This window comes from Paenibacillus litoralis (assembly GCF_046244365.1).
Lineage (GTDB): Bacteria > Bacillota > Bacilli > Paenibacillales > NBRC-103111 > Paenibacillus_V.
In genome coordinates this window covers 8,716,721-8,741,851 of record NZ_CP176395.1, presented here as the reverse complement: position 1 = coordinate 8,741,851, position 25,131 = coordinate 8,716,721, and the positions used below count along the sequence as shown (strand labels likewise).

The 25,131-nt window shown below is 50.2% G+C and carries 27 protein-coding genes and 1 tRNA gene; 25 read left to right on the top strand and 3 right to left on the bottom strand.

The window, feature by feature from the left end:
• The first annotated feature begins 593 nt into the window (after positions 1 to 593).
• From rpmH to ACKGJP_RS36900, 12 genes are all read left to right on the top strand, one after another.
• Positions 594 to 728, top strand: a complete 135-nt coding sequence (gene rpmH, locus ACKGJP_RS36955; protein ID WP_409343677.1) for a 50S ribosomal protein L34 — start codon at positions 594 to 596, stop codon at positions 726 to 728.
• A 142-nt stretch (positions 729 to 870) separates the two neighbouring features.
• Positions 871 to 1,254 (top strand): ribonuclease P protein component, encoded by a 384-nt coding sequence (rnpA, locus tag ACKGJP_RS36950; RefSeq protein WP_409343676.1) that lies wholly within the window; start codon positions 871 to 873, stop codon positions 1,252 to 1,254.
• A 191-nt stretch (positions 1,255 to 1,445) separates the two neighbouring features.
• Positions 1,446 to 2,210 carry a membrane protein insertase YidC gene (gene yidC / locus ACKGJP_RS36945; RefSeq protein WP_409343675.1) on the top strand — a complete coding sequence of 255 codons (765 nt, stop codon included), beginning with the start codon at positions 1,446 to 1,448 and terminating at the stop codon, positions 2,208 to 2,210.
• A gap of 15 nt (positions 2,211 to 2,225) precedes the next feature.
• The gene (gene jag / locus ACKGJP_RS36940) at positions 2,226 to 2,843 is read left to right on the top strand and encodes an RNA-binding cell elongation regulator Jag/EloR (protein ID WP_409343674.1); all 618 of its coding nucleotides are present in this window, start codon (positions 2,226 to 2,228) and stop codon (positions 2,841 to 2,843) included.
• Between the two features lie 249 nt (positions 2,844 to 3,092).
• Positions 3,093 to 4,469: a tRNA uridine-5-carboxymethylaminomethyl(34) synthesis GTPase MnmE gene (gene mnmE, locus ACKGJP_RS36935; protein WP_409343673.1), complete on the top strand. Its 1,377-nt coding sequence runs from the start codon at positions 3,093 to 3,095 to the stop codon at positions 4,467 to 4,469.
• A 75-nt stretch (positions 4,470 to 4,544) separates the two neighbouring features.
• Positions 4,545 to 6,434, top strand: a complete 1,890-nt coding sequence (gene mnmG / locus ACKGJP_RS36930; RefSeq protein ID WP_409343672.1) for a tRNA uridine-5-carboxymethylaminomethyl(34) synthesis enzyme MnmG — start codon at positions 4,545 to 4,547, stop codon at positions 6,432 to 6,434.
• Positions 6,435 to 6,439: 5 nt separating this feature from the next.
• Complete coding sequence (gene rsmG, locus ACKGJP_RS36925) at positions 6,440 to 7,162, top strand: 16S rRNA (guanine(527)-N(7))-methyltransferase RsmG (protein WP_409343671.1); 723 nt, start codon at positions 6,440 to 6,442, stop codon at positions 7,160 to 7,162.
• Positions 7,163 to 7,448: 286 nt separating this feature from the next.
• Positions 7,449 to 8,267 carry a nucleoid occlusion protein gene (gene noc / locus ACKGJP_RS36920; protein ID WP_409343670.1) on the top strand — a complete coding sequence of 273 codons (819 nt, stop codon included), beginning with the start codon at positions 7,449 to 7,451 and terminating at the stop codon, positions 8,265 to 8,267.
• 349 nt (positions 8,268 to 8,616) lie between these two features.
• A complete protein-coding gene (locus ACKGJP_RS36915; RefSeq protein WP_409343669.1) occupies positions 8,617 to 9,378 on the top strand; it encodes a ParA family protein in 762 nt (253 codons plus the stop codon).
• The gene (locus ACKGJP_RS36910) at positions 9,371 to 10,228 is read left to right on the top strand and encodes a ParB/RepB/Spo0J family partition protein (RefSeq protein ID WP_409343668.1); all 858 of its coding nucleotides are present in this window, start codon (positions 9,371 to 9,373) and stop codon (positions 10,226 to 10,228) included. The genes ACKGJP_RS36915 and ACKGJP_RS36910 overlap by 8 nt, the downstream gene beginning before the upstream one ends.
• Positions 10,229 to 10,303: 75 nt before the next feature.
• Positions 10,304 to 11,458, top strand: coding sequence for an aminotransferase class V-fold PLP-dependent enzyme (locus ACKGJP_RS36905; RefSeq protein WP_409343667.1), 1,155 nt, complete (start codon positions 10,304 to 10,306; stop codon positions 11,456 to 11,458).
• Between the two features lie 23 nt (positions 11,459 to 11,481).
• Positions 11,482 to 11,976, top strand: coding sequence for a DUF4446 family protein (locus tag ACKGJP_RS36900; protein ID WP_409343666.1), 495 nt, complete (start codon positions 11,482 to 11,484; stop codon positions 11,974 to 11,976).
• On the opposite strand, the gene yyaC is transcribed toward ACKGJP_RS36900, so the two are convergent.
• Positions 11,942 to 12,568, bottom strand: a complete 627-nt coding sequence (yyaC, locus tag ACKGJP_RS36895; protein WP_409343665.1) for a spore protease YyaC — start codon at positions 12,566 to 12,568, stop codon at positions 11,942 to 11,944. The two genes, ACKGJP_RS36900 and yyaC, sit on opposite strands and share 35 nt — an antisense overlap.
• Positions 12,569 to 12,755: 187 nt before the next feature.
• Here yyaC and ACKGJP_RS36890 point away from each other — a divergent pair, with 187 nt between their 5' ends.
• The 4 genes from ACKGJP_RS36890 to ACKGJP_RS36875 all read left to right on the top strand — a co-directional run bounded on the left by ACKGJP_RS36890 (position 12,756) and on the right by ACKGJP_RS36875 (position 14,361).
• Positions 12,756 to 13,007, top strand: a complete 252-nt coding sequence (locus ACKGJP_RS36890) for a DUF3343 domain-containing protein (RefSeq protein WP_409343664.1) — start codon at positions 12,756 to 12,758, stop codon at positions 13,005 to 13,007.
• Positions 13,008 to 13,055: 48 nt separating this feature from the next.
• Positions 13,056 to 13,970: a mechanosensitive ion channel family protein gene (locus ACKGJP_RS36885; RefSeq protein ID WP_409343663.1), complete on the top strand. Its 915-nt coding sequence runs from the start codon at positions 13,056 to 13,058 to the stop codon at positions 13,968 to 13,970.
• A gap of 4 nt (positions 13,971 to 13,974) precedes the next feature.
• Positions 13,975 to 14,205, top strand: coding sequence for a DUF951 domain-containing protein (locus ACKGJP_RS36880; RefSeq protein ID WP_409343662.1), 231 nt, complete (start codon positions 13,975 to 13,977; stop codon positions 14,203 to 14,205).
• A gap of 65 nt (positions 14,206 to 14,270) precedes the next feature.
• Positions 14,271 to 14,361 (top strand) — tRNA-Ser (locus ACKGJP_RS36875).
• A 1,197-nt stretch (positions 14,362 to 15,558) separates the two neighbouring features.
• Here ACKGJP_RS36875 and ACKGJP_RS36870 read toward each other — a convergent pair.
• Positions 15,559 to 15,810 (bottom strand): hypothetical protein, encoded by a 252-nt coding sequence (locus ACKGJP_RS36870; RefSeq protein ID WP_409343661.1) that lies wholly within the window; start codon positions 15,808 to 15,810, stop codon positions 15,559 to 15,561.
• 18 nt (positions 15,811 to 15,828) lie between these two features.
• On the bottom strand, positions 15,829 to 16,017 hold the full coding sequence (locus ACKGJP_RS36865) for a YjzC family protein (RefSeq protein ID WP_409343660.1): 189 nt from the start codon (positions 16,015 to 16,017) through the stop codon (positions 15,829 to 15,831).
• Between the two features lie 236 nt (positions 16,018 to 16,253).
• Here ACKGJP_RS36865 and rpsF point away from each other — a divergent pair, with 236 nt between their 5' ends.
• The 9 genes from rpsF (at position 16,254) to ACKGJP_RS36820 (ending at position 24,982) form a co-directional block, all read left to right on the top strand.
• Positions 16,254 to 16,538: a 30S ribosomal protein S6 gene (gene rpsF, locus ACKGJP_RS36860; protein WP_409343659.1), complete on the top strand. Its 285-nt coding sequence runs from the start codon at positions 16,254 to 16,256 to the stop codon at positions 16,536 to 16,538.
• 42 nt (positions 16,539 to 16,580) lie between these two features.
• Positions 16,581 to 17,066 (top strand): single-stranded DNA-binding protein, encoded by a 486-nt coding sequence (gene ssb / locus ACKGJP_RS36855; RefSeq protein ID WP_409343658.1) that lies wholly within the window; start codon positions 16,581 to 16,583, stop codon positions 17,064 to 17,066.
• A 21-nt stretch (positions 17,067 to 17,087) separates the two neighbouring features.
• A complete protein-coding gene (gene rpsR, locus ACKGJP_RS36850) occupies positions 17,088 to 17,366 on the top strand; it encodes a 30S ribosomal protein S18 (RefSeq protein ID WP_113032849.1) in 279 nt (92 codons plus the stop codon).
• 255 nt (positions 17,367 to 17,621) lie between these two features.
• Positions 17,622 to 18,560 (top strand): DUF2232 domain-containing protein, encoded by a 939-nt coding sequence (locus tag ACKGJP_RS36845; RefSeq protein ID WP_409343657.1) that lies wholly within the window; start codon positions 17,622 to 17,624, stop codon positions 18,558 to 18,560.
• Positions 18,561 to 18,584: 24 nt separating this feature from the next.
• Entirely contained in the window at positions 18,585 to 20,546 is a 1,962-nt protein-coding gene (locus tag ACKGJP_RS36840) for a DHH family phosphoesterase (RefSeq protein ID WP_409343656.1), read from the top strand.
• The gene (gene rplI, locus ACKGJP_RS36835) at positions 20,543 to 20,989 is read left to right on the top strand and encodes a 50S ribosomal protein L9 (protein ID WP_409343655.1); all 447 of its coding nucleotides are present in this window, start codon (positions 20,543 to 20,545) and stop codon (positions 20,987 to 20,989) included. Before ACKGJP_RS36840 ends, rplI begins: the two co-directional genes overlap by 4 nt.
• A 4-nt stretch (positions 20,990 to 20,993) precedes the next feature.
• Entirely contained in the window at positions 20,994 to 22,355 is a 1,362-nt protein-coding gene (gene dnaB, locus ACKGJP_RS36830) for a replicative DNA helicase (protein ID WP_409343654.1), read from the top strand.
• A gap of 259 nt (positions 22,356 to 22,614) precedes the next feature.
• A complete protein-coding gene (locus ACKGJP_RS36825) occupies positions 22,615 to 23,901 on the top strand; it encodes an adenylosuccinate synthase (protein ID WP_409343653.1) in 1,287 nt (428 codons plus the stop codon).
• A gap of 310 nt (positions 23,902 to 24,211) precedes the next feature.
• Positions 24,212 to 24,982 carry a hypothetical protein gene (locus ACKGJP_RS36820; protein WP_409343652.1) on the top strand — a complete coding sequence of 257 codons (771 nt, stop codon included), beginning with the start codon at positions 24,212 to 24,214 and terminating at the stop codon, positions 24,980 to 24,982.
• The last annotated feature ends 149 nt before the right edge of the window (positions 24,983 to 25,131 follow it).

The following is a 25,131-nucleotide window of genomic DNA, read 5'->3' as shown; positions in this document are numbered from 1 at the left end:
AAACGTTTCACTCCTTCATCTTGCACTAACGGGAAAGGCATGGGAATTGTCGTTTCAAGGACGCATTTTGTCGATCAATCCACATTAATCAGAGAATTCTTTATGAGATATTAGGGATTATTGGAGTTTGTTCACAAGGTTATCCACAAGTTGTTGATAAAATTGCGGGGATCAGTTGGCTATCCACAATCAAAAGTAATATAAATATAGCAGACGAAAGTCTTATTTTCAACGGAATTATTGGGATTATCCACAAATTCAATAACTTGTGTACAGGTTTTATGCACAGTACTACATATTGTGAGCAAGATGTCGATAGATCGACAAAATTCATCATTTTCCGAAAAAATTATGCACATGTGGATAGTTGAAAATCCGATTTTTGAGGGCTGTGGATGAAATCCGTTTTCGTTCCTCTATATCCACATGTGGACTGTTCTGAGAATAGGTCTGGTGATGGCCACGGAGGCTGCCGGATCCTTCCTTCTATATATAAAAAGAGGGAGAGCTGAAGGGAAGTTGACATTTGTCTCGCATAATGGTTTAATGAATAAAGGTGTTTTTTCAAGAAGTCATTCGGGGAGGTGCAAGGGATGAAACCGACATACAAACCAAATGTACGAAAACATAAAAAGGTTCACGGATTCCGCAAGCGGATGAGCACGAAAAACGGCCGTAAAGTGCTGCAAGCTCGTCGCCTTAAAGGCAGAAAAGTACTTTCCGCTTAAGCTTAAGACCACTGCGAAGTGGTCTTTTCTTTTCGTTCGGGCGAAAGCCGGCCTTTTCCTTGATTGGAATGAAGGGTATGAAAAGGGGGCTGTATTGTGCATTATAATGAAATGAGACCTTTGGTGGCTTGGGGCGTTTGCTGTGCATAGAGAATATCGATTAGCGAAAAGAGAAGATTTCAACCACGTGTACCGGCGGGGAAAGTCGGTGGCCAATCAGCAGTTCGTGCTCTACGCGATGGCCCAGCCGAAGCAGGAGCATTTCCGGCTCGGGGTTTCGGTAAGCAAGAAGATCGGAAACGCGGTCGTACGCAACCGGTTACGGCGAATGATGAAGGAAATCATCCGTTTGCACATTCCCGAAATCAGCGGAGGTTTCGATTTCATTATTATTGCTCGCAAGCCTGCTGCGGATCTTGAGTATGCACAGATGGAGAAGAGCATCCTGCATGTATTGAAGAGGGCCAATTTAAGAGGTAACGGCCGAGCGGCGGAACGTCAAGCCGAAACGCGATCGCGCGGATGAATCATCCGGAGAAGACGCTGCGCCTAAGGGAGTGCATGCGGCCAGTCTCGGGATGTTTTTTTATATAAATTAATGCTATATTTGTTTTTATAGGAAATGATCCGTCACTGCGCCCGTTCGCCGTACAAGCAGTCCTGTTTGGCATGGAGAGAGGCTGTCGGTCACAACAGCATAAATAGGAGGATTTTATTTTGAGTCGTCGTTTGTTACCCGCCATTTCGTTAGCGTTTACGTTCATGCTGCTGGCCGGCTGCGGCACGAATCCGTCGAAGATCGCCGAAAGCGGCCAACGCTCCGGTTTCTGGGACACTTACTTCGTGGGACCGATTTCGGATGTCCTGGACTGGTTCGCCGAGCTGCTATGGAACGAGTACGGTTTGTCCATTCTCGTCGTTACGATTATTATCCGGCTGATCATTCTGCCGCTGACGCTCAAGCAATACCGCAGCTCGAAGCAAATGCAAGCGATTCAACCCGAGCTGAAGAAGATGAAGGAGAAGTACAAGGACGATCCGAAGAAACAACAGGAAGAGACGATGAAGCTGTTTCAGAAGAACGGCGTCAACCCTCTAGCCGGATGTTTTCCACTGATTGTTCAAATGCCGATCCTGATCGGACTTTACCAAGCGATTATGCGTAACCCCGACATTAGCGGTCACACGTTCCTGTGGCTGGAGCTCGGACAGAAAGATCCTTACTTCATTCTGCCGACGATTGCGGCCATTACGACTTACCTGCAGCAGAAGATGATGTCTTCGCAAATGAATTCGCAAATGCAGGCGTTGTTCATCATTTTCCCGGTACTGATTTTCGTCATGTCGATGCAGTTCGCTTCGGCACTGCCGCTGTACTGGATTTATAGCAACACGTTTACGATTGTCCAATCTTATTTTATTTACCATCGTCCTTCTAAGGCTCTCGAAGCAGCGAAGGAAAGTCGTCCATCTAAATCATAGGGGTGGCCTGTCCAAATGAAAAAGATTGTGGTATCGGCAAAATCGGTTGATGAAGCGGTCAAGCAAGGCTTAGCGCAGCTAAACGTAACGGGGGACCGGGTGAACGTGTCCGTTTTGGAGCAGCCCTCCAAAGGATTGTTCGGCCTGATTGGCTCCAAGGAAGCGAAAGTGGAGCTTGAAGTGATTCCGGATCCGATTGAAGAAACCATAACATTTTTACAGGATGTTTTTCGGACGATGGACCTTAAGGTGCGCGTCGAAAAACAATCGGACAAGGATGGCGTTTTGTTGAATTTGACGGGAAGCGAGCTAGGCATTCTGATCGGACGAAGAGGGCAGACGCTCGATGCGCTGCAATATTTGACGAATATTGTCGCCAACCGCTTCTCTTCTTCGCATGTTAGAATCGTTCTGGACGCCGAGCAATTTCGGGAGCGCCGGAAACAAACGCTTGAACAACTGGCCGAGCGTCTGGCTACCCGAGTGATCCGTTCCAAAAAAGAAGTGGTTCTCGAGCCGATGTCGCCGCAGGAGCGTAAAGTGATCCATTCGCATTTGCAAGATCATCCTTCCGTTAAGACCCATAGCAAAGGCGAGGAACCGAATCGCCGCGTTGTCATCGCGCTTCGTTGAGAGAAGCCGATTAACGTCCAGTTTTGTACAGGTTAACAGACATGATACCGAACGATAGAGCGCGCAATGACTTCAAGCAGTAACGCGAGGTCATTGCTTTTTTTGATAAGGATGGCTTTTTGAAAAGAAAGCATAACCTCTGCCGAGTGTCCCATTTCTGGGTTAAACGTCCGGTATCAACGAGCTTCATGGCGTTTATCCTTGGCATTGGGGAAAGCCGCAAAGTATAAGCAGTATGGAGTGTGGAAGATGATTCATGACACAATCGCCGCTATTTCGACCCCTACCGGGGAGGGGGGCATCGCCATCATTCGAGTGAGCGGGCCGGAAGCGATTCAAGCGGTAGAACGTATTTTCGATTCGAAGCAAAAGCTGTCCGAGGTGCAGACGCACACGGTTCATTATGGCTATATCCGCGATGCCGAGACGAACGAACGGCTGGAGGAAGCGTTAGTCACGGTTATGCGCGCTCCGCGTTCGTTTACGATGGAGGATGTGGTCGAGATCGGCTGCCACGGCGGCTTCGTTTCGGTGCGCAAGGTGCTTGAGCTGCTCCTCGCGAGCGGGGCGCGGCTTGCGGAACCGGGCGAGTTCACGAAGCGGGCTTATTTAAACGGCCGCATCGATTTGTCGCAAGCCGAAGCGGTCATCGATCTCATTCGGGCCAAATCGGACCGTGCTTTCAAAATCGCGCTTAAACAGGTCGAGGGCTCTTTGTCCAAGCGAATCAAAGCGCTGCGGTTCCAGCTGGTGGAGCTGATGGCGCACATCGAAGTCAATATCGATTATCCCGAGCACGATGTGGAAGAGCTGACAAATGCATATATTAAAGATAAATGCCATGCGGCGGTTGCGGAAGTAGACGATCTGCTGAAGGCGGCCGGCCAAGGGAAAATGCTGCGGGAAGGCATTGTAACGGCGATCGTCGGACGCCCGAATGTCGGAAAATCATCGTTGCTCAATGCACTGACGCAAGAAAATAAAGCGATCGTAACGGATATTCCGGGTACGACGCGCGACGTTATCGAGGAATTTGTCACCATTAACGGGATTCCGCTTAAGCTGCTCGATACGGCGGGCATTCGCGAGACGAGCGACGTAGTCGAACGGATCGGCGTCGAACGCTCGAAGCATGCTTTATCGGAAGCGGATCTCATACTGCTGGTCTTGAATCATAATGAGAGCTTGCACGAGGATGACCTTAAACTGCTCGAAGAGCTTCATGACCGTCAGTTGATCGTCATCGTCAACAAGACGGACTTGGATCGGCGGCTTGACCTGGATCGGCTCGCAGGCTTCGTACCTTCGGACCGCATCGTCATGATGTCGGTACAGGAGGAGGAAGGGCTGAACGAGCTTGAGAAGGCGATCAGCACGATCTTTTTCGAAGGCAAGCTGGAAGCGAATGATCTCACGTATGTGAGCAACGTCAGACATATTCATCTATTGCATAAAGCTAAAGCATCTTTGGTCGAGGCCATTCAGGCTTCGGAACAGTTTACGCCGATCGATATGGTGCAGATTGATGTCCGGGCCGCTTGGGAAGAGCTTGGCGAAATAATCGGCGATTCGATCGGGGAGTCGTTAATCGATCAAATTTTCTCGCAATTTTGTTTAGGAAAATAAGCATTGGCGGAACAAGGCCTACAGATGCATTGGAATTCACTTTCCTGCGGAGGGAAGGGTTTAGGAGGGAGATTTATGAGTTACACGGCTGGCGAATATGATGTCATTGTGATCGGGGCTGGGCATGCAGGCTGCGAAGCTGCGCTTGCTTCGGCACGAATGGGCTGCAACACGCTGCTGCTGACGATTAACTTGGATATGGTTGCTTTCATGCCTTGCAATCCGTCAATCGGAGGACCGGCTAAAGGTCATGTTGTTCGAGAAATCGACGCGCTTGGCGGCGAAATGGGCCGCAATATCGATAAAACGTACATTCAGCTTCGCATGCTGAATACCGGCAAAGGACCGGCTGTTCACGCTCTGCGGGCGCAAGCCGACAAGTTCCTGTATCAGCATATGATGAAGGAAACGATTGAGAAAACCGAACATTTGACGCTGCGGCAAGGGATGGTCGAAGAACTGATTATCGAAGACGGCCAGTGCAAGGGGGTCGTTTCGAAGACAGGAGCCCGTTATCTTGCAAAAGCGGTAGTCCTGACGACGGGAACGTACTTGCGGGGGAAAGTCATTATGGGCGAGCTTATGTACGAAAGCGGTCCGAACAATCAGCAGCCTTCCGTTAAGCTATCCGAAAATCTCCGTCAGCTTGGTCTTGAGCTCGTTCGCTTCAAAACGGGGACGCCTCCGCGCGTTCACAAAGAATCAATCGATTTCAGCAAAACGGAAATACAACCGGGTGACGAAAATCCGAAGTTCTTTTCCTATGACACGACGGATCCGGTACCGAACCAGCTGCCATGCTGGCTGACCTATACCTCGGAGGAAACGCATAAAATCATTAATGATAATTTGCACCGGGCGCCAATGTTTTCTGGGGCGATTGAGGGGACGGGACCGCGGTATTGTCCATCGATCGAGGATAAAATCGTTCGTTTCAGCGATAAGCCTAAGCATCAAATCTTTCTCGAACCGGAAGGCCGTAATACTTCTGAATATTATGTGCAAGGTCTTTCCACGAGTATGCCAGAGGATGTGCAGTTGAGTATTTTACGCTCGATCCCGGGACTTGAGAAGGTTGAAATGATGCGTACCGGCTATGCGATCGAATATGATGCGGTCGTACCCACGCAGCTCAAGCCTTCGCTTGAAACGAAGTTGATTCAAGGGCTGTTTACAGCCGGGCAAATCAACGGAACCTCGGGTTACGAGGAAGCCGCAGGACAAGGGGTTATGGCGGGCATTAATGCCGCTCGTAAGGTGCAAGGGAAAGAGGCGGTTATCCTGGACCGTTCCGAGGGATACATTGGCGTTCTCATCGACGACCTGGTGACCAAAGGAACGAGCGAGCCTTATCGGTTGCTTACGTCCCGTGCCGAGTATCGTTTGCTGCTTCGCCACGATAATGCCGATCTTCGTCTAACGCCGATCGGCTATGACATCGGTTTGATTAAAGAAGACCGTTATCAGCGCTTCAGCAGCAAGAAGCAAACGGTGGAGCAGGAGATCGAACGATTGAAGACGACAAAGATCGGTCCGGAGCCGCATGTCCAGCAAATTTTGGAGGAAGCAGGCACCGTAATACTGAATAATCGCGTCGATATTTTGTCGCTGCTTCGTCGTCCTGAAGTCACGTATGCCCATATTGAGCGGATGTCACCGTCACCATATGTGTTAACGGACGAAATGAAAGAGCAAGTTGAGATCCAGATCAAGTATACGGGATATATCGAGAAACAATTAGCGCAAGTCGAGCGTCTGAAAAAGATGGAGAAGAAACGGATTCCCGAGGATATCGTATATACCGATGTACACGGTCTTGCCAATGAAGCCAAGCAAAGGCTTACGCAAATCCGTCCGATCTCGATCGGGCAAGCGTCCCGTATATCCGGCGTTACGCCTGCGGACATTTCGATTCTGCTCGTTTATTTGGAACATTACAATCAAGTCGTTGCGGCACGAGGGTAGGGAATATGGATCAAGTGGTTTTGGATTTTCAAAAGAGACTATCTCAGCATGGGATCACGCTTACGGAACAACAGTTCGTACAATTTGAGCAATACTTCCGTGAGCTTGTGCTGTGGAATGAAAAGATGAATTTAACGGGGATTACGGAGCGGGAGCAGGTGTATGTGAAGCATTTTTACGACTCGCTGTCTCTCGCTTTCTTCGTCGACCTGACGAAAGCGGAAACGCTCGCCGATATCGGAACCGGAGCCGGATTTCCAAGCATTCCGTTGAAAATCGCTTTTCCGCATTTGCGTGTAACGTTGGTCGATTCTTTGAATAAGCGCATCCAGTTTTTGTCGCATGTTTGTGACACGCTGGGATTAACGGACGTGGCATGCGTTCATGGACGCGCGGAAGATCTGGCGCGAAAGGAGGAATATCGCGATCAGTTCGATGTAGTTACTGCGAGGGCGGTAGCCCGGTTGGCTGCACTGAATGAACTTTGCTTGCCTTTCGTCCGCAAGGATGGCGTATTCGTCTCTATGAAGGGATCGGATCCTCAGGAAGAGGTGCGGGAAGCCGGACTAAGCTTAAGAGAGCTTAGAGGGAAGCTCGTTCAAGTCCATCAATTCGAATTGCCTATTGAACAAGCGCAGCGGCATTTAATTGTCATTCGCAAGACAACGACGACACCTGCCAAATATCCGCGAAAAGCAGGCACACCATTGAAATCACCTCTTGTTTAACGCATCTGTTCATCAGTCTGTTTCACGTGGAACATTTTCAATAACGGATGCAGGAATAACTCTAATTTTGTTGAATTAATAGAGTAAGTGTTGTTGATAGAGTAGGGGAGCTCCATTCGGAGTTCCAGCATCTCTGTCTTTTCTTCACGTAAAAAAATAGAATTGAACTTCATTTTGCTAGAATGAGAGAGTTAAAGTTAATGGCATCGGCTTCACTTATGTTGATGAATAAGTACCGGTACCTGTAGTCAGACGATTTTTCATGTTAAGGTGGTTATGCATCGATATGAAGGAGCAAATCTCGAAAATTTTTGGCTTTGTGGAGCGAAGCGCCAACGAAGAAATTAAAAACTTGCCGGTCGGCGACATTGCTCCGAGCCCTTATCAACCGAGAACCATTTTTGATGAAGAACGAATCGACGAACTGTGCCAAACGATTAAAACGCACGGCGTGATTCAACCGATTGTCGTTCGTGCGCGAAGCGGGAAGTATGAGATTATTGCAGGCGAACGCCGATGGCGAGCAGTACGAAAGCTGGGGTATGAAACGATCCCGGCGATTGTACGGGAATTTAACGATTCTCAAGCAGCTTCCATTGCATTAATTGAAAACCTGCAGCGTGAAGGCTTAACGGCTATTGAAGAAGCCTTGGCTTACCAACAGCTCATGGAACTGCACCAGCTCACGCAAGAGAGTTTGGCTCAGCGGCTGGGCAAAAGCCAATCGACGATCGCGAACAAAATACGGCTTATCCAGCTTGGAGAGCCTGTCAAAAATGCGCTGATGGATCGTAAAATAACGGAACGCCATGCGCGTGCGCTTCTTTCGCTCGATTCGGCAGACCTGGAGGAAAAAGTGCTCCAGGAAATTGTGGCGAAGGATCTTAATGTCAAACAAACGGAAGCCAGGGTGGCTTTCTATAAAGAAGCGGAAAAGCTGAAGAAACGCAAACGCGTCTCCTTTTCAAAAGATATCCGGCTAGCCGTAAATACGATTCGTCAATCGGTTGAGATGATTACAAGCTCTGGCATGAATATCAAATCCGATGAAAAAAATTACGAAGATCGCCTTGAAATTATCATAACGATACCTAAAAATAAATAAGAAGTGAATACCTGTTGAAATTGCGACCGCAATGTACATTTGATGTTACATAATAGGCAGGTTTTTCTAAATATTTTCTATTCTAGCAACGTGCAAAAACTCTCAAAGATGGTATAATAAAAGAGCTATTTCACAAATGCATAAGCAGCAACTTCTGACGAATTGCTCCGTAAGGAGCTTTTCTTGAGTAAAGGCTCTTTTTTTGGCTCGGTAGGGCTTTCCTCCGGATCGTACAATGTCGAATTTCGTCTGCATCTGATACATACCTGCGGTATTGGTTGTTCGTCATTTTTGGCTCCGATTTCTTATAAGTTAGACGGGGCACTATTTTCATTTGAGGTGAAAGGTTTTGTCTAAAATCATTGCGGTCGCAAACCAAAAGGGTGGAGTAGGAAAAACGACAACCTCTGTCAATCTGGGTGCGTCTCTTGCTCAACTGGGAAAGAGAGTTCTGTTGGTCGATATCGATCCGCAAGGAAACACAACAAGCGGTATTGGCGTAAACAAAGCAGATGTCGTCAATTGTATATACGATGTTATTATTAATGATGTGCATCCTAAAGATGCGATGATGGATACGAATCTTCCGAATTTAAAAATCATTCCGGCTACCATTCAATTGGCTGGCGCGGAGATCGAACTTGTTCCTACGATCTCTCGTGAAGTTCGTTTGAAGAAGTCCTTGCACTTAGTGAAGCATATGTTCGATTACATTTTAATCGATTGTCCGCCATCGCTTGGCATTTTAACGATCAATTCCTTAACGGCGGCAGACTCGGTTATCATTCCGATTCAATGCGAGTACTACGCTTTGGAAGGCTTGAGCCAGTTGTTGAATACCGTTCGTCTCGTTCAGAAACATTTGAACACGACTTTGCAAATCGAAGGCGTACTGTTGACAATGTTTGATGCCCGAACGAATCTTGGCATTCAAGTCATCGAAGAAGTGAAAAAGTATTTTCAAAACAAAGTGTATCAAACCATTATCCCACGTAACGTAAGATTAAGCGAAGCGCCAAGCCACGGTCAGTCGATTATTACGTATGATCCCCGTTCAAAAGGTGCGGAAGTTTATCTTGAGCTAGCAAAGGAAGTGGTTTCCTATGAATAAACGGTTAGGACGCGGTTTGGATGCATTAATTCCCTCGCTTAACATTAGCGAGGACGAGAAAGTGATTGAAATCCCTTTGGCTCAGCTTCGCGCCAATCCGTATCAGCCACGTAAAACATTCAATGACGAAAGCATTAACGAACTCGCTGCATCGATTAAGGAACACGGCGTCATTCAGCCGATTATTGTAAGAACGGTCCTTAAAGGCTATGAAATCATTGCGGGGGAAAGACGCTTTCGCGCTTCGCAAATAAGCGGAAAAACATCGATTCCTGCCGTGGTGAAAAAGTTTTCCGATCAGCAAGTGATGGAAATCGCACTGATAGAAAACGTGCAGCGTGAAGATTTAAATGCGATGGAATTGGCTGTCGCTTATCAGTCGTTAATGGATTCCTTCTCCCTAACGCAGGAAGAATTGTCTTTGAAGGTAGGGAAGAGCAGGTCGCACGTCGCTAACTTTTTACGGCTGCTTCACCTTCCGGAGGAAGTTAAACAGCATGTTTCACGTGGAACAATCTCTATGGGGCATGCACGTGCACTCGTCGGAATCAAGAACAATAAAGTGCTGCTGGAGCTTGCCAATCAAACCATTCAGTATCAGTGGAGCGTACGCGAGCTGGAAGAAGCGATCAAAAAGCATGAAGAAACCGCAGGGAAACCGGCTAAAAATAGCAAGACCAAAAAGAAGGCGGATCCTTACATCGATCAATTGGAAGAAAGCTTGCGCGGCATGTACCGGACAACGGTCAAAATCAAGCACAGCAACAATAAAGGTAAAATTGAATTGATGTATTATTCCAAGGATGATTTGGAACGATTGCTCGAGCTTCTCCAGGGTAAAATATCGTAAGAACATATCGAAGCATACCGAACCTTTCCTTGTAGAGGCGGTATGCTTTGTTGTTGAAAAAGAGAGGTGAAAAACGTGAGCGTGTACTATTTCGATCATGCTGCGTCTTCTTGGCCTAAGCCGAAAGAGGTCGTAGAAGCGATGAGTGCGTGCGTCCTGGAATATGCGGCCAACCCTGGTAGAGGGAGCCATCAAATGGCTGTAAAGGCAAGCCGCACGTTGTTCGAAACACGTAAGCATTTGGCAAAGCTTTTTCGGGTAGCAAATCCTAATGACATCAGCTTCAGCTTGAATACGACGGAGGCGTTGAATTTAGCGATTAAAGGGTTCGTTAAAGAAAACGATCATGTCATTTGCACCACCTTGGAGCATAACTCCATACGCCGGCCATTGGAATATTTACGCAGAACCAAAAATATTTCGATTACCTACATTCAAGCAGACAGGGAAGGTAAGATCGATCTAACCGAGGTGGAAAGGGCTTTTCGACCGAACACAACGTTATTCGCCTGCAGCCATAGCTCCAATCTGCTCGGCACGATCATACCCATTGAGGAAATCGCCGGCATATGCCAAACGAACGGTGTGAGGTTGCTTGTAGACGCTGCACAGACAGCCGGAACGGTACCGATTGACGTTCAGGCGATCGGCATCGATATGTTGGCTTTTCCAGGGCATAAAGGTCTTCTAGGACCGCAGGGGACAGGAGGGTTGTATATTCATCCCGACATCGAATTGGAGCCCCTTATGCACGGAGGGACAGGCAGTCAGTCGGAGGCTATCGACCAGCCCTCCGTTCGGCCGGACCGTTATGAATCGGGAACGCAAAATACGCCCGGTATCGCGGGGCTGAACGAGGGAGTAAAGTTTATTTTGCGGGAAACGGTCGAACGGATCCATCATAAGGAGTGGCTGCTTACACAGCGTATTATGGAGGGTATGCTGGGAATCGCTGGAGTCGAACTTCTTGGACCAAAACTTGGGGAAAATAAAACAGGCATCGTATCGTTCCGTTTGAACGGTATAGATGCTTCTGAGCTCGCGTTTATTCTAGATCAGTCGTTCCAAATCGCGGTACGGGCCGGCTATCATTGTACGCCGCTCGGCCACGAAACGGCAGGGACTATGGAAACAGGAGCGGTGCGTGCCAGCGTTGGGTATTTTACAACGGAGCAAGAGGCGGACCATTTGATTCATGCGATCGGCGAGATTGCCAAACATTACGCATAACGTTGGAAGGAAGACAGACAGAGATGGAACTTCAGGGGAGCGAGCTGCAAGCCGTATTGCTGGCGTTAGTAGCGCTGACAGGCATTTTGTTGATTAGTCAAATTTGGTTATGGTTCCGTGTGGGTCGGATGAAAAAGAGGTATGCCGCTATGATGAACGGCACGCCGGTGGGCGATCTGGAGGATATCCTCATTATTGTCCAGAGCCAGCTAAATGAATTGAAGCTAAGGGATGACGAGCAAGGCAAAAAAATGAAGGAAATCGTTAGCAGGTTAAATGCGATGAAAGGCAATATGGGATTTACGCGATACAATGCTTTTGCACAGCAGGGCAGCGATTTGAGCTTCTCTCTGGCACTTCTTGATGAGGAGCAGAACGGGGTGGTGCTGACGGGCATACATAGCCGCGAAGAGTCGTATTTATATGCGAAACCAGTGGAAAAAGGACAGTCGTCGTACTCACTGTCCCCGGAAGAAAAACTTGTTATTGACCAAGTCGCGTTACGGAAGCATTCGTAGAAAAGGATGCAATCCGTTTGGTGCTTAGCAAAGAGATGTAGATGGATTTGGCGATGACTTCGGCCATGTTCATAACAAGGCTGAGACGCGTATTTTGCAGAACGAAATATTCCATAAATCCGCCGACATTTACAATGCCTGTCATATGTATGTCGCCTACAGGAGGAAGCTCTTTATTGACTCCGGCGCCCGGCTTAAGAGGTCCTGATGCTAACTGGATGCAGCCAACGCTGGAAAGCTGGCCCAGGCAGGCGTCAATGCCTACAAGATAAGGGAGCGTGTATTGCTCTTGAATAGAGGCTAACGTCTCCTTTAAATTCATGGCATGAACGGGTTCGTCAAGCGTCCCGAACAGTTGAATGTCAGAAAAATTGTATTTCTTCAATCGGCTTCCGACAAGCGGTCCCAGTGCATCCCCGGTTGAACGATCCGTGCCGATACATACGAAAACGATCGGTTGGCAAGAGGGTACGAGTTCAAAATAAGCGCTCAGCTGCTTGGAAAGCAGTTGACTGGTGTACTGCTCCGTGTGGTGAAGCTTTAAAGGCTCGGGCGGCATCTGAAACAGTTGCGGATCGAGAGATAGTTCCATCGTATTCCCCCAGGCGATAGAAGATGGCAAAGCGGCTTCTTCAACGTTACAATAAGGATGAGACTTTGTTTGGTACTTTTGAAACCTTCCTTACACTAGCTAGTATATGAAGGTGAAACTATATTTATACATATTCAGTAGAAAATAGAGGGCGGGCACGGATTCGACCACAGGGGGGGATAAACAGATGGAGGATGTCATGTTGATTGCATTCGACTCCACCCAGCAGGCGCTGCGGACGGAGATGCTGCTGGAATATGCCGACATCGAAATCGATATCCGTCCGACTCCGAAGCAAGTCACCGCAGGCTGCGCGCTTTCTATCGAATTTCCCGGGGAAAGCTTGGAGCAGGTCAAGCATATTATCAAGAGTGAGCATGTTGAGGTGCGAGGGATCTTTGTTAAAGACGGGGAGCGCTATGACGAGATAGAGCTGTAATTTCTAATGTGGTGAAGGCCAGGCGTTAAGGAGAAGGAGCGATCTATTTTGCCGGAAAACAACGAGAGCGTAATGGCTAAAATCACGGATGCCGCAGACGATACGAAATCCATTCTGGAAGAAACGGTCGCTTATTTTACAGATCCTGCAATTTGGGTTAGTTTTATCATTATCGTCGTGAAAATCATCGTGATTTTCATTGCCGGACGAATTGTCAGCCGAGTGACCAATAAAGCGATCGAACATATGATCCGCGAGCGCGAACAATCGCCTCTTAAGTTCGATCAACGTCGAACTAAGACGATAGGGAAGCTGATTGGCAATGTAATCGGCTATGCAACCAATTTTATTTTGCTGCTGCTTATTCTGAATCAGTTGGGCTTTAATCTGGCACCGCTGCTTGCAGGGGCGGGAGTATTGGGCTTAGCGATCGGCTTCGGGGCGCAGAGCTTGGTAAAGGATGTCATAACCGGATTTTTCATTATTTTCGAAGATCAATTCGGAGTAGGGGATGTTATTCAAACCGGCAATTTCAAGGGCACCGTCGAGGAAATCGGGCTGCGCGTGACACGAATTCGCAACTGGACGGGCGAGGTGCACATCATTCCGAACGGCTCGATACGCGACGTAACGAACTTCTCCATTTACAATTCCGTAGCGGTGATCGATATTTCGGTAGCTTATGAAGCGGACGTTGATAAAGCGCTCGATTTGATGCGCGAAACGGCTAAGCAGCTGTACGAAACGAATGAGAACATCGTCAAGGAGCCGGAGGTGCTGGGCGTTCAAAATATCGGCAATTCCGATGTCGTACTGCGGATGACGGCGGAGTGCAAACCGAACATGCAGGGGCCCGTATCGCGTGTGATTAAAGCGGAGCTTCGTAAAGTATTTGAATGGAACGAAATTGGAATTCCGTATCCGAAAATCGTCAATTTGACACGGATCGAGAAAGCGGAGTGAACCTATGGAACGCAAGCAGTACGAGCTGGGCGATGTCGTCCAGATGAAAAAGCCGCATCCGTGCGGAATGAATGAAATGGAAATTATCAGGATGGGCATGGATATTCGTATTCGCTGTGTCGGCTGTAAGCACAGTGTACTCGTCCCGCGGGCGAAGTTCGAAAGCAAGCTTAAAAAGGTGCTGCGTTCAAATGGAGCTGCCTCTAAATCGGAGGATACGGGACAGCAGCAATAAATTTCAAAAAACAGTTGCAATACTAAAATAACCTGTGATACAATACTCCTTGTCTCACCTCGAACGGAAAGGTACCCAAGAGGCCCAAGGGGGCTGACTCGAAATCAGCTAGGCGGTGCGAGCCGTGCGTGGGTTCGAATCCCACCCTTTCCGCCATACATACAAACAGAGCGACTCTGATATAGAGTCGCTTTTTTTATTGTTTTCCAAGGCCAAGCATTGCCCTCCGTGTCCCACTCGCGAGGGTATTTTTGTATGCGGATGAATGTCCCCTAGGTGAGCGCATGGCAGGACATCCGGACGGCCTTGCAGAGCCGATCTGTACGAGGGGCTGGGCTGCTAAAGCAAGCGACGCTGAGCGGCGGAGAAAAGGGCGTAGAAGGCGGTTGAGGAAACGAGCTAGACTGGCGAAGAGCGACAACCATACAGGCAGATATGCGTGCACAGGGTTTTAGAAAGTACATTCCTCGATGAGGCTCTCCACCTACGGTAAACGCGCAAGGCTGCTAGTAGACATGAATCCAGTTGGGGAAAGGCTCACGAAGCGCGTTGGGGTGGGAAGAGTTCGAAATGCGGCAGAGAGGGAACAATCAATCGGCTAGGGCACCCGTTGTCCGAAACGGCTTTCCCTAAAAGAAGAGGTCAAAATCGCAACGGAGAGACGCTGCAAGCGGCGGGTTTGTGGGATGGAGGTACTTTGGTACATTGAGCACATAAAGGCATATAACGGCTTTCAGGACGGCCTATACGTGTCTGCAGGGCTTAACGGAGCCGCCGCAGCGTTCATAGCTAGTGGGGGAAGAAATGTAACGGGGAGAGGCAAATGACTGCATATGAAGCGACAGAATCAAAAGGGAATCGAGGGAAATCGGTTCTCTATGTACAGGAGAAGGCGGAGTAATCGCGACGTTAGGAAAGGCGGAGAAAATGGATGGCAAGATGTATCCGGCGGAGGCAGCAGTATGCGGGTTCAAATGTTCGAGAGTATCTTAGATTGATTTTACGGGAGAGAGTAGTGAAAGACTGGCCGAGTAGGCGGCTTTTATTATTTGAATCGTTTGTGGATAAGTTGAATGAATAGAGACTAATTCGACCTGTGCATAACTTACGGCGTAGGGAAAACACAGACTTATGGAAAGTTATCAACATGTGGATAACGGCGTGGATAAAAAAGCGGAGAGGAAGTTGGGGATAATCTTGCGAACGAGATGAATACCGATGGCTGATGGTTGGAATGAGGGAAGGCGAATGCTTCCGGTAAGGAAGAAAAGCAACTGCCGTCTATAGTTGGAAGAGGCAGCCCCAAAATCAAAAACCTCCAAGGCATCGCACCTTGAAGGTTCTCGAAAGCAGCTATTTGCTATAGCGCCGGGTTCTGTACCGGTTGACATACCAGTCGACGGCATAGCCCAGCAGTCCCCAGGAGACGATCGTCAAGAAGTATACGAAATACAAATTGACATCGCGGATGTCGACGAAAATGGGGACGAACCATAGCGGAACGCTGAACGAAAACAGCAGCATGCTTTTCGGGTCGAGTCCCATATAGTGGACCAGACAAAGCGCTGCGCCGATTATCGTAAAGACGATCGTAAATTTCCTCATCCGCATCTCATCCTTATATTAGGAATGTCTGGTCTTGGTCGTCCATTTCCGGTTATGGTTGGTTGTGTTCGGAAAGGCATCGCCCGCTTCCAACGTAACGGTCTTGGGATTTTGGATGCCCATGTGAAAATCGTTTTCGCCGATTTCGATGTAGTCGCCGCTCTTCGGCACGGACTCGCCAGGCCGGAATTCGGTTCTTTCACCCATTGCACTCACCTCCGATATCGGATAGTATGGGCGAATTGCAGGGAAGGCATGTAAGGGCGGCAGCAGTCAATTTGAGGGAATAGAAGGGGATTCGGGGCGTTTGGTTGTAACGAGGAAGCGAATCTGTTATAGTATTGTGGTGCGAGTTTTTTTGGAATACCAAACCAAAGCATCCTCGCTCCTTGCTCCTCCGTAATCGGAAGGGGCCGTTTAGACCAAAAGGAGGTGAAACAACCATGCGCAAATACGAAATAATGTATATTATTCGTACTGACATCGAGGCTGAAGCCGTTCAGTCCACCATCGAGAAGTTTCAAGGCATCATCACGAACGGTGGCGAAGTAACAAAAAGCGATGTAATGGGCAAGCGCCGTCTTGCGTATGAGATCAACAAGCTCCGTGACGGGCACTATGTTCTCGTCCACTTCAACGGTACGCCGGAAGTCGTAGCTGAGCTTGAGCGCGTAATGAAGATTTCCGATGAAATCATTCGTTACCTGATCGTTAAAGACGTAGCGTAAGACAAGCTTTTTGTTAGTTTCGATCGCTCGGAGGGGATTACTTTGTTGAACCGTGTTATTCTGATCGGCAGACTGACGCGTGATCCGGAGCTGCGGTACACACCGGCCGGTGTGGCGGTAACTCAATTTACGTTAGCAGTTGACAGGCCGTTCTCGAACCAGCAGAAGGAGCGCGAAGCGGATTTTATTCCTGTCGTCGTTTGGCGGCAGCAGGCGGAGCACTGCGCAAACTATTTGCGTAAGGGACGTCTTGCAGCAGTGGAAGGCCGTATGCAAGTGCGCAACTATGACAACAACGAAGGACGCAAGGTATATGTGACGGAAGTCGTTGCCGACAACGTTCGTTTCTTGGAATCGGCTAACAGCCAAGGCCAAGGCGGCGGAGGCGGTATGGCGCGGGATGAATTTGCGCCGCCGGCACCGGGTCAGAACCAGAACCGTTCCTTCGGGGGAGCACGCAACAATCAAGATCCTTTTTCTGACGATGGAAAACCGATCGATATTTCTGACGATGATTTGCCATTCTAATCGAGAAAGGACTGAAACGAGATGGTCTTCAAACAAAGAGATGGCGGCGAAGATCGCGGCGACCGCAAGTTTTCGAAAAAAGGCGGACGCAACAAACGCCGTAAGGTTTGTTACTTCACTGTTAACAAAATCCAACACATTGACTATAAAGACATCGATACGCTCCGTAAGTTCATCAGCGAGCGCGGCAAAATTTTGCCACGCCGTGTAACGGGAACTTCCGCGAAGTATCAACGCATGCTGACGATCGCTATCAAGCGTTCGCGTCAAATCGCGCTTTTGCCTTACACAACCGAGTAGTAGTCGGAAACCGGCAGCAGGGGAAACCTTGCTGCTTTTTTATTTTGGCAGAACCGGTACTTAGCGGGGATGGACGGAGCGACGGAGGGCACTATCACAGATCGGCCCGGTTTATGGTATAATCTAGCTATTAAGCGGCTGATACAGCAAAAGTCTGCGTACAGCGGCCGGCCTGCCGCATTGCCGGCCATCGGCAATGTCTCGAATTTGGATAAGACGGGTTATACTCTGGCTTAGGGAGATGGATGATTCGCAGTGAACCGGGACTCGAAAGGTTTAATCCCAACAATCGTTTGGTGCATGATTTACGTGTTGCTGATGCTGTCGTTTTTTACGCCGCTTAACGGCATAACGAGCAGCTTTCTGATGGTTCCGCCGCTTGTTTTGTATATGTGGCTTGATGGGAAGAAATTCACCTTCGCTTATGTGGTCGTACTTCTCTTGCTCTATATCCTGACAGGCAAAACAGGGCTGTTCCTCATAATGGTGTCGCTGTTCTTCCTTGTGGCCGTTATCGTCATGGGGCAGCTGTACAAAAAGAAATGGGCGGCTAGAGGCGTCATTATGGCAGGTGCTTTGACGCTGCTGGGCGAAATGGTGCTTATTTTGCTCATCGCCTCGCTGTTCGGGGCTAACCCGATCGGCGCCTATAAAGACATGCTGGGCGATACGATGACGTCGATGAGCGATCTGCTGAACGGCATTGTGCCGAAGGATATGCAGGATCTTCTCGTGCGCATGATGGTGCAGATGATTCCGCTTTTCATGATTACGACTTCCGCTTACTTCGCTTTCGTGACGCATGCGATAACCAGATGGCGTTTGAAAAGTATGGGCCTTTATTTGCCCGGGCTGCCGCCTCTGCGCGAGTGGAGAGTGCCGCGGTCGATCGTTCTGTACTATGCGATTACGATCGTACTCGATTTTTTCATGGACATTCAGTCGGATTCGATTCTGGTGATGATCGTTCTGAACTTGTATCCGCTGCTTACCTTCGCATTCGTGATTCAGTCTCTTTCGTTCTTGTCGTTCGTTGCCTATCAGAAGGGCTGGGGGAAATGGCTGCCGATCGTCGCCGTAGTGGTCATGGTCGTGCTGTATCCGGTTTTGCCGGTATTCGTTACGCTGTTTAGCCTGCTGGGGCTGCTGGATGCCATATTTCCGCTGCGCAGCCGGTTCACGAACAAGAGCTAGCAAGGAAAGAGGAGCGAAGCCGTTATGCCCAGATTTCTTTTAAAACGTTGGCACGGTATGCATATGGTCTGGACCTTCGTTTTTGTTGCGGCGCTAATCATCGTTTTGTTCGTGTATAACTGGATTGTTGCGGTAGCTGCTCTATTAATAAGCGGCTTCCTTGGCTATTACACGCTTAAAGCGGAAAAGGCGTTTCAAAAGGATTTGAATCAATATATCGGGACCGTCTCCCAGCGGGTAAAAAAAGTCGGAATCTCCGTCGTCAACGATCTGCCGATCGGGATTGTCCTGTATACCGAGGAGAAAACGATCGAATGGCATAACGCCTTCGTGACGACGATGCTCGGCAAGGAGTCCGTGATCGGCGAACCGCTGTACGATATTTTGCCGGCATTGAAGAACCGCAAGGAGAAGGAAACGAAGTTCGACGTCAAAATCGGGCGGCTGCTGTACCAGGTCATCGTCAAGCCGGAGGAACGGCAGTTGTATTTCCGCGACGTAACGGCCTATGACGAGCTTCTTCGCCGGTATCAGGAAGAGAAGATCGCCATCGGCATCGTCATGATGGATAATTTGGACGAGGCGACCCAAGGAATGGACGACCAGAGCCGGAGCATTCTGCTTGCCAAGGTGACGGGCGAAATCAACGAGTGGGCACAGCGCCACAACTTGTATTTGCGCAGAACGGCGTCCGACCGCTATCTGATTATGATGAATCAGAAGGCGCTGCAGCAGCTGGAGCAAACCCGTTTTGAAATATTGGATGAAGTGCGGGAATGCGTGATCGAGCAGAAGGTCCCGTTCACGCTCAGCATCGGAATCGCGGCCGGCTTTGACAGCTTGGTCGAACTCGGACAGATGGCTCAAACGAGCTTGGATATGGCGCTAGGACGCGGCGGCGATCAAGTGGCGGTCAAAATCGGACAGCGCATCTCGTTCTACGGCGGACGGACGAATGCGGTGGAGAAACGAACGCGCGTTCGCGCCAGGGTGATTTCCCATGCTCTCCGCGATCTGATCAAGGAAAGCGACAAGGTCATCATCATGGGGCACAAAATGCCCGACATGGATGCGATCGGCGCGGCCATCGGCGTGCTTAAGGCGGTACAGGTCAGCAATAAGGAAGGCTACATCGTGCTTGAGGGAATCAACCCGTCCATTCAGAAGCTGATGGACGTCATACGCGAGGACGAGAAGCTGATCCGCTGGTTCGTGACCCCGGAGCAGGCGCTGCAGATCACAACCCCGCGCACGCTGGCTGTCGTTGTCGATACGCACAAATCGTCTATGGTTGCCGAGCCGAGACTGCTTCAGCAGACGCCGCGCAAGGTCGTTGTGGATCATCACCGGAGGGGCGAGGAGTTTATCGGCGATGCCATGCTCGTCTACATGGAGCCATACGCTTCGTCTACATGCGAGCTGGTGACGGAGCTGCTGCAGTATTTCAGCGAGCGCTTAACGATGGATATTTTGGAGGCAACGGCGCTTCTGGCGGGGATTACGGTGGATACCAAAAGCTTCAGCCTGCGAACAGGAGCCCGAACGTTCGAGGCGGCGTCTTTCCTGCGGCGAAGCGGGGCCGATTCGGCGCTCATTCAGCGGCTGCTGAAGGAAGATCTTACCGCGTTCGTGAACAAAGCGGAAATCATCAAGCACGCCGAAATCCTGAATCAGCACATCGCACTTGCGGTGGCGGAGCCGAATCGCAAATATTCTCAGTTGCTGATTGCGCAGGTAGCTGATACTCTTTTGAATATGACGGATATTATGGCTTCCTTCGTTATCAGCGAGCGGCCGGACGGCCTGATCGCCATTAGCGCCAGATCGCTCGGGCAAATCAACGTTCAGCTAGTGATGGAACGGCTCGGGGGCGGCGGGCATTTAACGAATGCCGCGACGCAGCTGGAAGGCACGCTGGAGGATGCGGAGAAGCGTTTGAAGAAAGTACTGGAACAGATGGATGAAGAGGAGGGGCTTTTCGAATGAAAGTCATTTTGCTGAAGGATGTTAAAGGACAAGGAAAAAAGGGCGAGATCAAAGAAGTTTCGGAGGGTTACGCGGTTAATTTCCTAATTAAGCAGAACCTGGCGGTGGCCGCATCCGATTCCAATAAGAAAGTGCTCGACCAGCAGAAGCAGTCCGAGCAGAAACGCAAGGAAAACGAGAAGAAGCAAGCGGAGGAGCTGGCCGCTAAGCTCGGCGAAATGATTCTGACGATGAAGGGCAAGGGCGGCGAAAACGGCCGGCTGTTCGGCTCCATCACGACGAAGCAGATTGCCGAAGAGCTCGAGAAGCAGCATAAAATCGCTATCGATAAACGCAAAATGGTGCTGGAGGATCCGATTCGCACGCTTGGCGTCACCCAAGTTCCGATCAAACTGTACCCGGAAGTGACGGCTAAGCTCAGAGTACAAGTAACGGAGGAGTAAAGGAATGAACGCGGAGCAACTGCTGGATGGGCGCGTTCTCCCGCAAAACGTAGAGGCCGAATGCGCGGTGCTCGGGGCGATTTTGCTGGACAGCGACTCGCTCATTACGGCGATGGAGCGCGTTCGTCCGGAAGACTTTTATCGAACCCCGCATCAATTTATATATGAAAGCATGATTGAAGTCGCCGAGTCGAACGATCCGGTCGATCTGATCACCGTTACCGCAAGGCTGCAGGATAAGCAGCAGCTGGAGGAAGTAGGCGGGGTCAGCTACTTGACCCAGCTTGCCAATGCGGTGCCGACCGCGTCGAATATCGACTATTACGCGGCGATCGTCGAAGAGAAGTCGATGCTGCGCAGGCTTATTCGCACCGCTACGCAGATTGCCAGCGACGGCTACGCAACGGGGGACGACGTCGGGCTGCTGCTAGGCGATGCGGAGCGCAAGATTTTGGAAATCTCGCAGCGGCGCACCGGTACAGGCTTCGTCGCAATCCGCGACGTGCTGATGGAAGTATTCGATAAGATCGAATACTTATCCCAGCAAAAAGGCATGTCCACGGGTGTGGCGAGCGGCTTCCGCGATCTCGACAAAATGACATCGGGCTTTCAGCGTTCCGACTTGATAATCGTGGCGGCGCGTCCTTCCGTCGGTAAAACCGCGTTCTCGCTGAACATCGCGCAGAACGCAGGCGTCCGCGGCAAAGAGACGGTCGCCATCTTCAGTCTCGAGATGGGCGCCGCACAGCTCGTTCAGCGGATGATCTGCGCGGAAGCGAATGTCGACGCGAATGCGATGCGGACCGGCGATTTAAAGCCGGACGATTGGGAAAAGCTAACGATGGCGATAGGGGCGCTTTCCGAGGCCAACATTTATATCGATGATTCCGCGTCCATTACGGTGGCGGACATTCGAGCCAAGTGCCGCCGATTGAAGCAGGAGAAGGGGCTCGGCATGATTCTGATCGATTACCTTCAACTGATCGCAGGACGGGGCAAGGGCGACAACCGGCAGCAGGAAGTATCCGAGATCTCGCGTACGCTCAAGCAGATCGCGCGTGAGCTGAACGTGCCGGTCATCGCGTTGTCGCAGCTTAGCCGGGGCGTCGAGCAGCGGCAGGACAAGCGTCCGATGATGTCCGACTTGCGGGAATCGGGCTCGATCGAGCAAGATGCCGACATCGTGGCGTTCTTGTACCGGGACGATTACTATGACAAAGAGACCGAGAAGAAAAATATCATCGAAATCATTATCGCCAAACAGCGGAACGGGCCTGTAGGCACCGTAGAGCTGGCGTTCTTGAAGCAGTACAACAAGTTCGTCAGTCTCGATCGCACGCATCAGGAGCAGGGCAGGGGCGCTTAGCGGCCCGATGTCCATAACTGTCGGGTAATAGAGCTCTCGGGCAAGATAAGCCGGGAAGCCTATTGTACGGAATTGCTATTATCTATATTGTAGTTCCAATGAAATAATGTTTAAATTCCCGAACAATCCTACACCCCCGTGTATGATTGTTCGTTTTTATTGACTTTCGAAGATCTGGCTGATACACTGAAATTGCTGTGTGAAAACAGCGGAACAGCAAAACTCGGGTGCATGAAGTGCTCGCAAAGGGGTTGTGCGTATGTCAACCGTAGTAGTTGTCGGTACCCAATGGGGCGACGAGGGAAAAGGCAAAATCACCGACTTTTTGGCTGAAACGGCAGAAGTGGTGGCGCGTTATCAAGGCGGAAACAACGCCGGACACACGATTTTGATCGAAGACAAAAAATATAAGCTGCACCTGATCCCGTCGGGGATTTTCTATAAAGATAAGCTGTGCGTCATCGGCAACGGTCTTGTCATCAATCCGGCGGCTCTTATCGAAGAAATCAATTACATTCACGAGAACGGTTTTACGACGACGAATTTGCGGATCAGCGACCGCGCGCATGTCATTATGCCGTATCACATTTTGCTCGACGGGCTTGAAGAAGACCGCAAGGGCGACAGCAAGATCGGCACGACACGCAAAGGGATCGGCCCTTGCTACGTCGATAAGGCGGCCCGCAACGGCATTCGCATCGCCGACCTGCTGGACGCATCGGAATTCGAGAGCAAGCTGCGCCGCCTCGTTGCGGAGAAGAACGAGCTGATCGAGAAGGTTTACGGCGCGGAGCCGCTCGATGAGGAAGCGATTTTGAAAGAATACTTAGGCTATGCGGAAGTAATCCGTCCGTATGTTACCGATACGTCGGTCGTTCTGAACGACCTGATCGACGACAACAAGCGCGTATTGTTCGAGGGCGCCCAAGGCGTCATGCTCGATATCGACCAAGGTACTTACCCGTTCGTGACCTCGTCCAATCCGACGGCAGGCGGCGTGTGTAACGGCGCAGGTATCGGACCGACGAAAATCCATCAAATTATCGGCGTGGCTAAAGCCTATACAACACGCGTAGGCGACGGCCCGTTCCCGACCGAGCTGAACAACGAAGTCGGCGACCGGATCCGCGAGGTAGGCAACGAGTACGGGACGACGACAGGCAGAGCTCGCCGCGTAGGCTGGTTTGACAGCGTTGTGGTGCGTCACGCTCGCAGAGTGAGCGGCATTACCGGTTTGTCTCTCAACTCGCTGGACGTCCTTACCGGACTCGAGACGGTCAAAATTTGCACCGGCTACAAGTACCGCGGGGACATTATTCAGCACTACCCGGCTAACCTCAACATGCTGGCCGAATGCGAAGCCATTTACGAAGAGCTTCCGGGCTGGTCCGAGGACATTTCCGGCGTACGGAAGCTGGAAGACTTGCCGGCGACAACCCGCCGCTACGTAGAGCGCGTTTCCGAGCTGACAGGCATCCCGATCGCCATTTTCTCAGTCGGACGCAACCGCGAGCAAACGAATCTCGTCGCTCCGATTTACGGATAAGCGAGCGAGCCATTCCTTTCGTTTTTCTCTCTTCCTTCTATATAGGGCTTCGGAGATTATCTCCGGGGCTCCTTTTTTTGTTTGCGTGGTTTGCGTTGTTATTCGTCCCCGTATGGAAATGGAGGAAATGCCGTCATTTCACCGGTTATTTTGCCAAATCAGCGTTAAAGCGCGCCTATTCCGTCAATACTGGTAAGCATATTGTTCTCGCGATGCGTTTCCTCCAGAAACGCTAAGCTTATGCTTCCGAAGTACGTTTCTGAAAGAAACGCTTAAATAACGACGAATAGACGGCAGAGGTGGAGAAAGCGTGATTAAATGGCTGAACTGGTTGAGTAAATGGATCGTCGTGACGGTGCTGGTTTCCGTACTGACGGTATATGTCACTTGGATGACCGTACATTTATATGTAGAAAAGCTGCTGGGACAGTTCCCGCTCAGCGCCAATATGAAGAAGCTGCAATTTTCGGATCTATGGGGACAGATGATCGACGACTGGAGCGGGAAGGAGCCGGTCGCGGACGGTAAAGGCGATAAAGGCGACGGAGCGGGCGCTAAGGGTGGCTCGGCAGGTGCCGTAAGCAACGGTACAGGTCAAACGGCGGGTAAGGGCGATTCGCCCGTTAACGGGCAGCCGTCATCCAGCACGGGAGGATCGTCTACGGGGGCGAACGGGGCTAGCAGCAGTACAGGGAAAGACGCCGGCACAAGCGGAAGCGGTGCCACCGGAGCAGGGAGCGGCACCGGTACGAACGGTACGCAGCAGGAGCGCGTTCCGGACAACGCGTTGCCGGTGTTCGGGCAAGCAACCGAATCGGGCAGCGACGCTTTGGACAAAAAGAAACTGGTCATGACCGCCGATCAATTCAATCAGAAGCGGGAGCTGCTGTCGGACGCCGATAAAATGAGAATATTTACGCTCTTGCTCACGCGGCTGCCGGAAACGGAGCTTCAGCGGTTCTCGCAAATGGTGGAGGACGGCATTTCGTCGAATGATATCAATGAGCTGGATACGTCCATTCAGAAATATTTGAAGCCGGGCGAGTACGACGAGCTTATGGACATATTAAAGAAATATTGAGGCGCCCGAAAGGGCATTGCGATTTTAACGGCCGAATCAGGCCGTTTTTTTGTGTGCAAATCCACCGGAATAGCCGGGTTCATGAATTGTTCAATTTTTGTTCAGAACCGGTAAAAAGAACGGCCTCTTAGGTGCCGAAAGCCTTTACC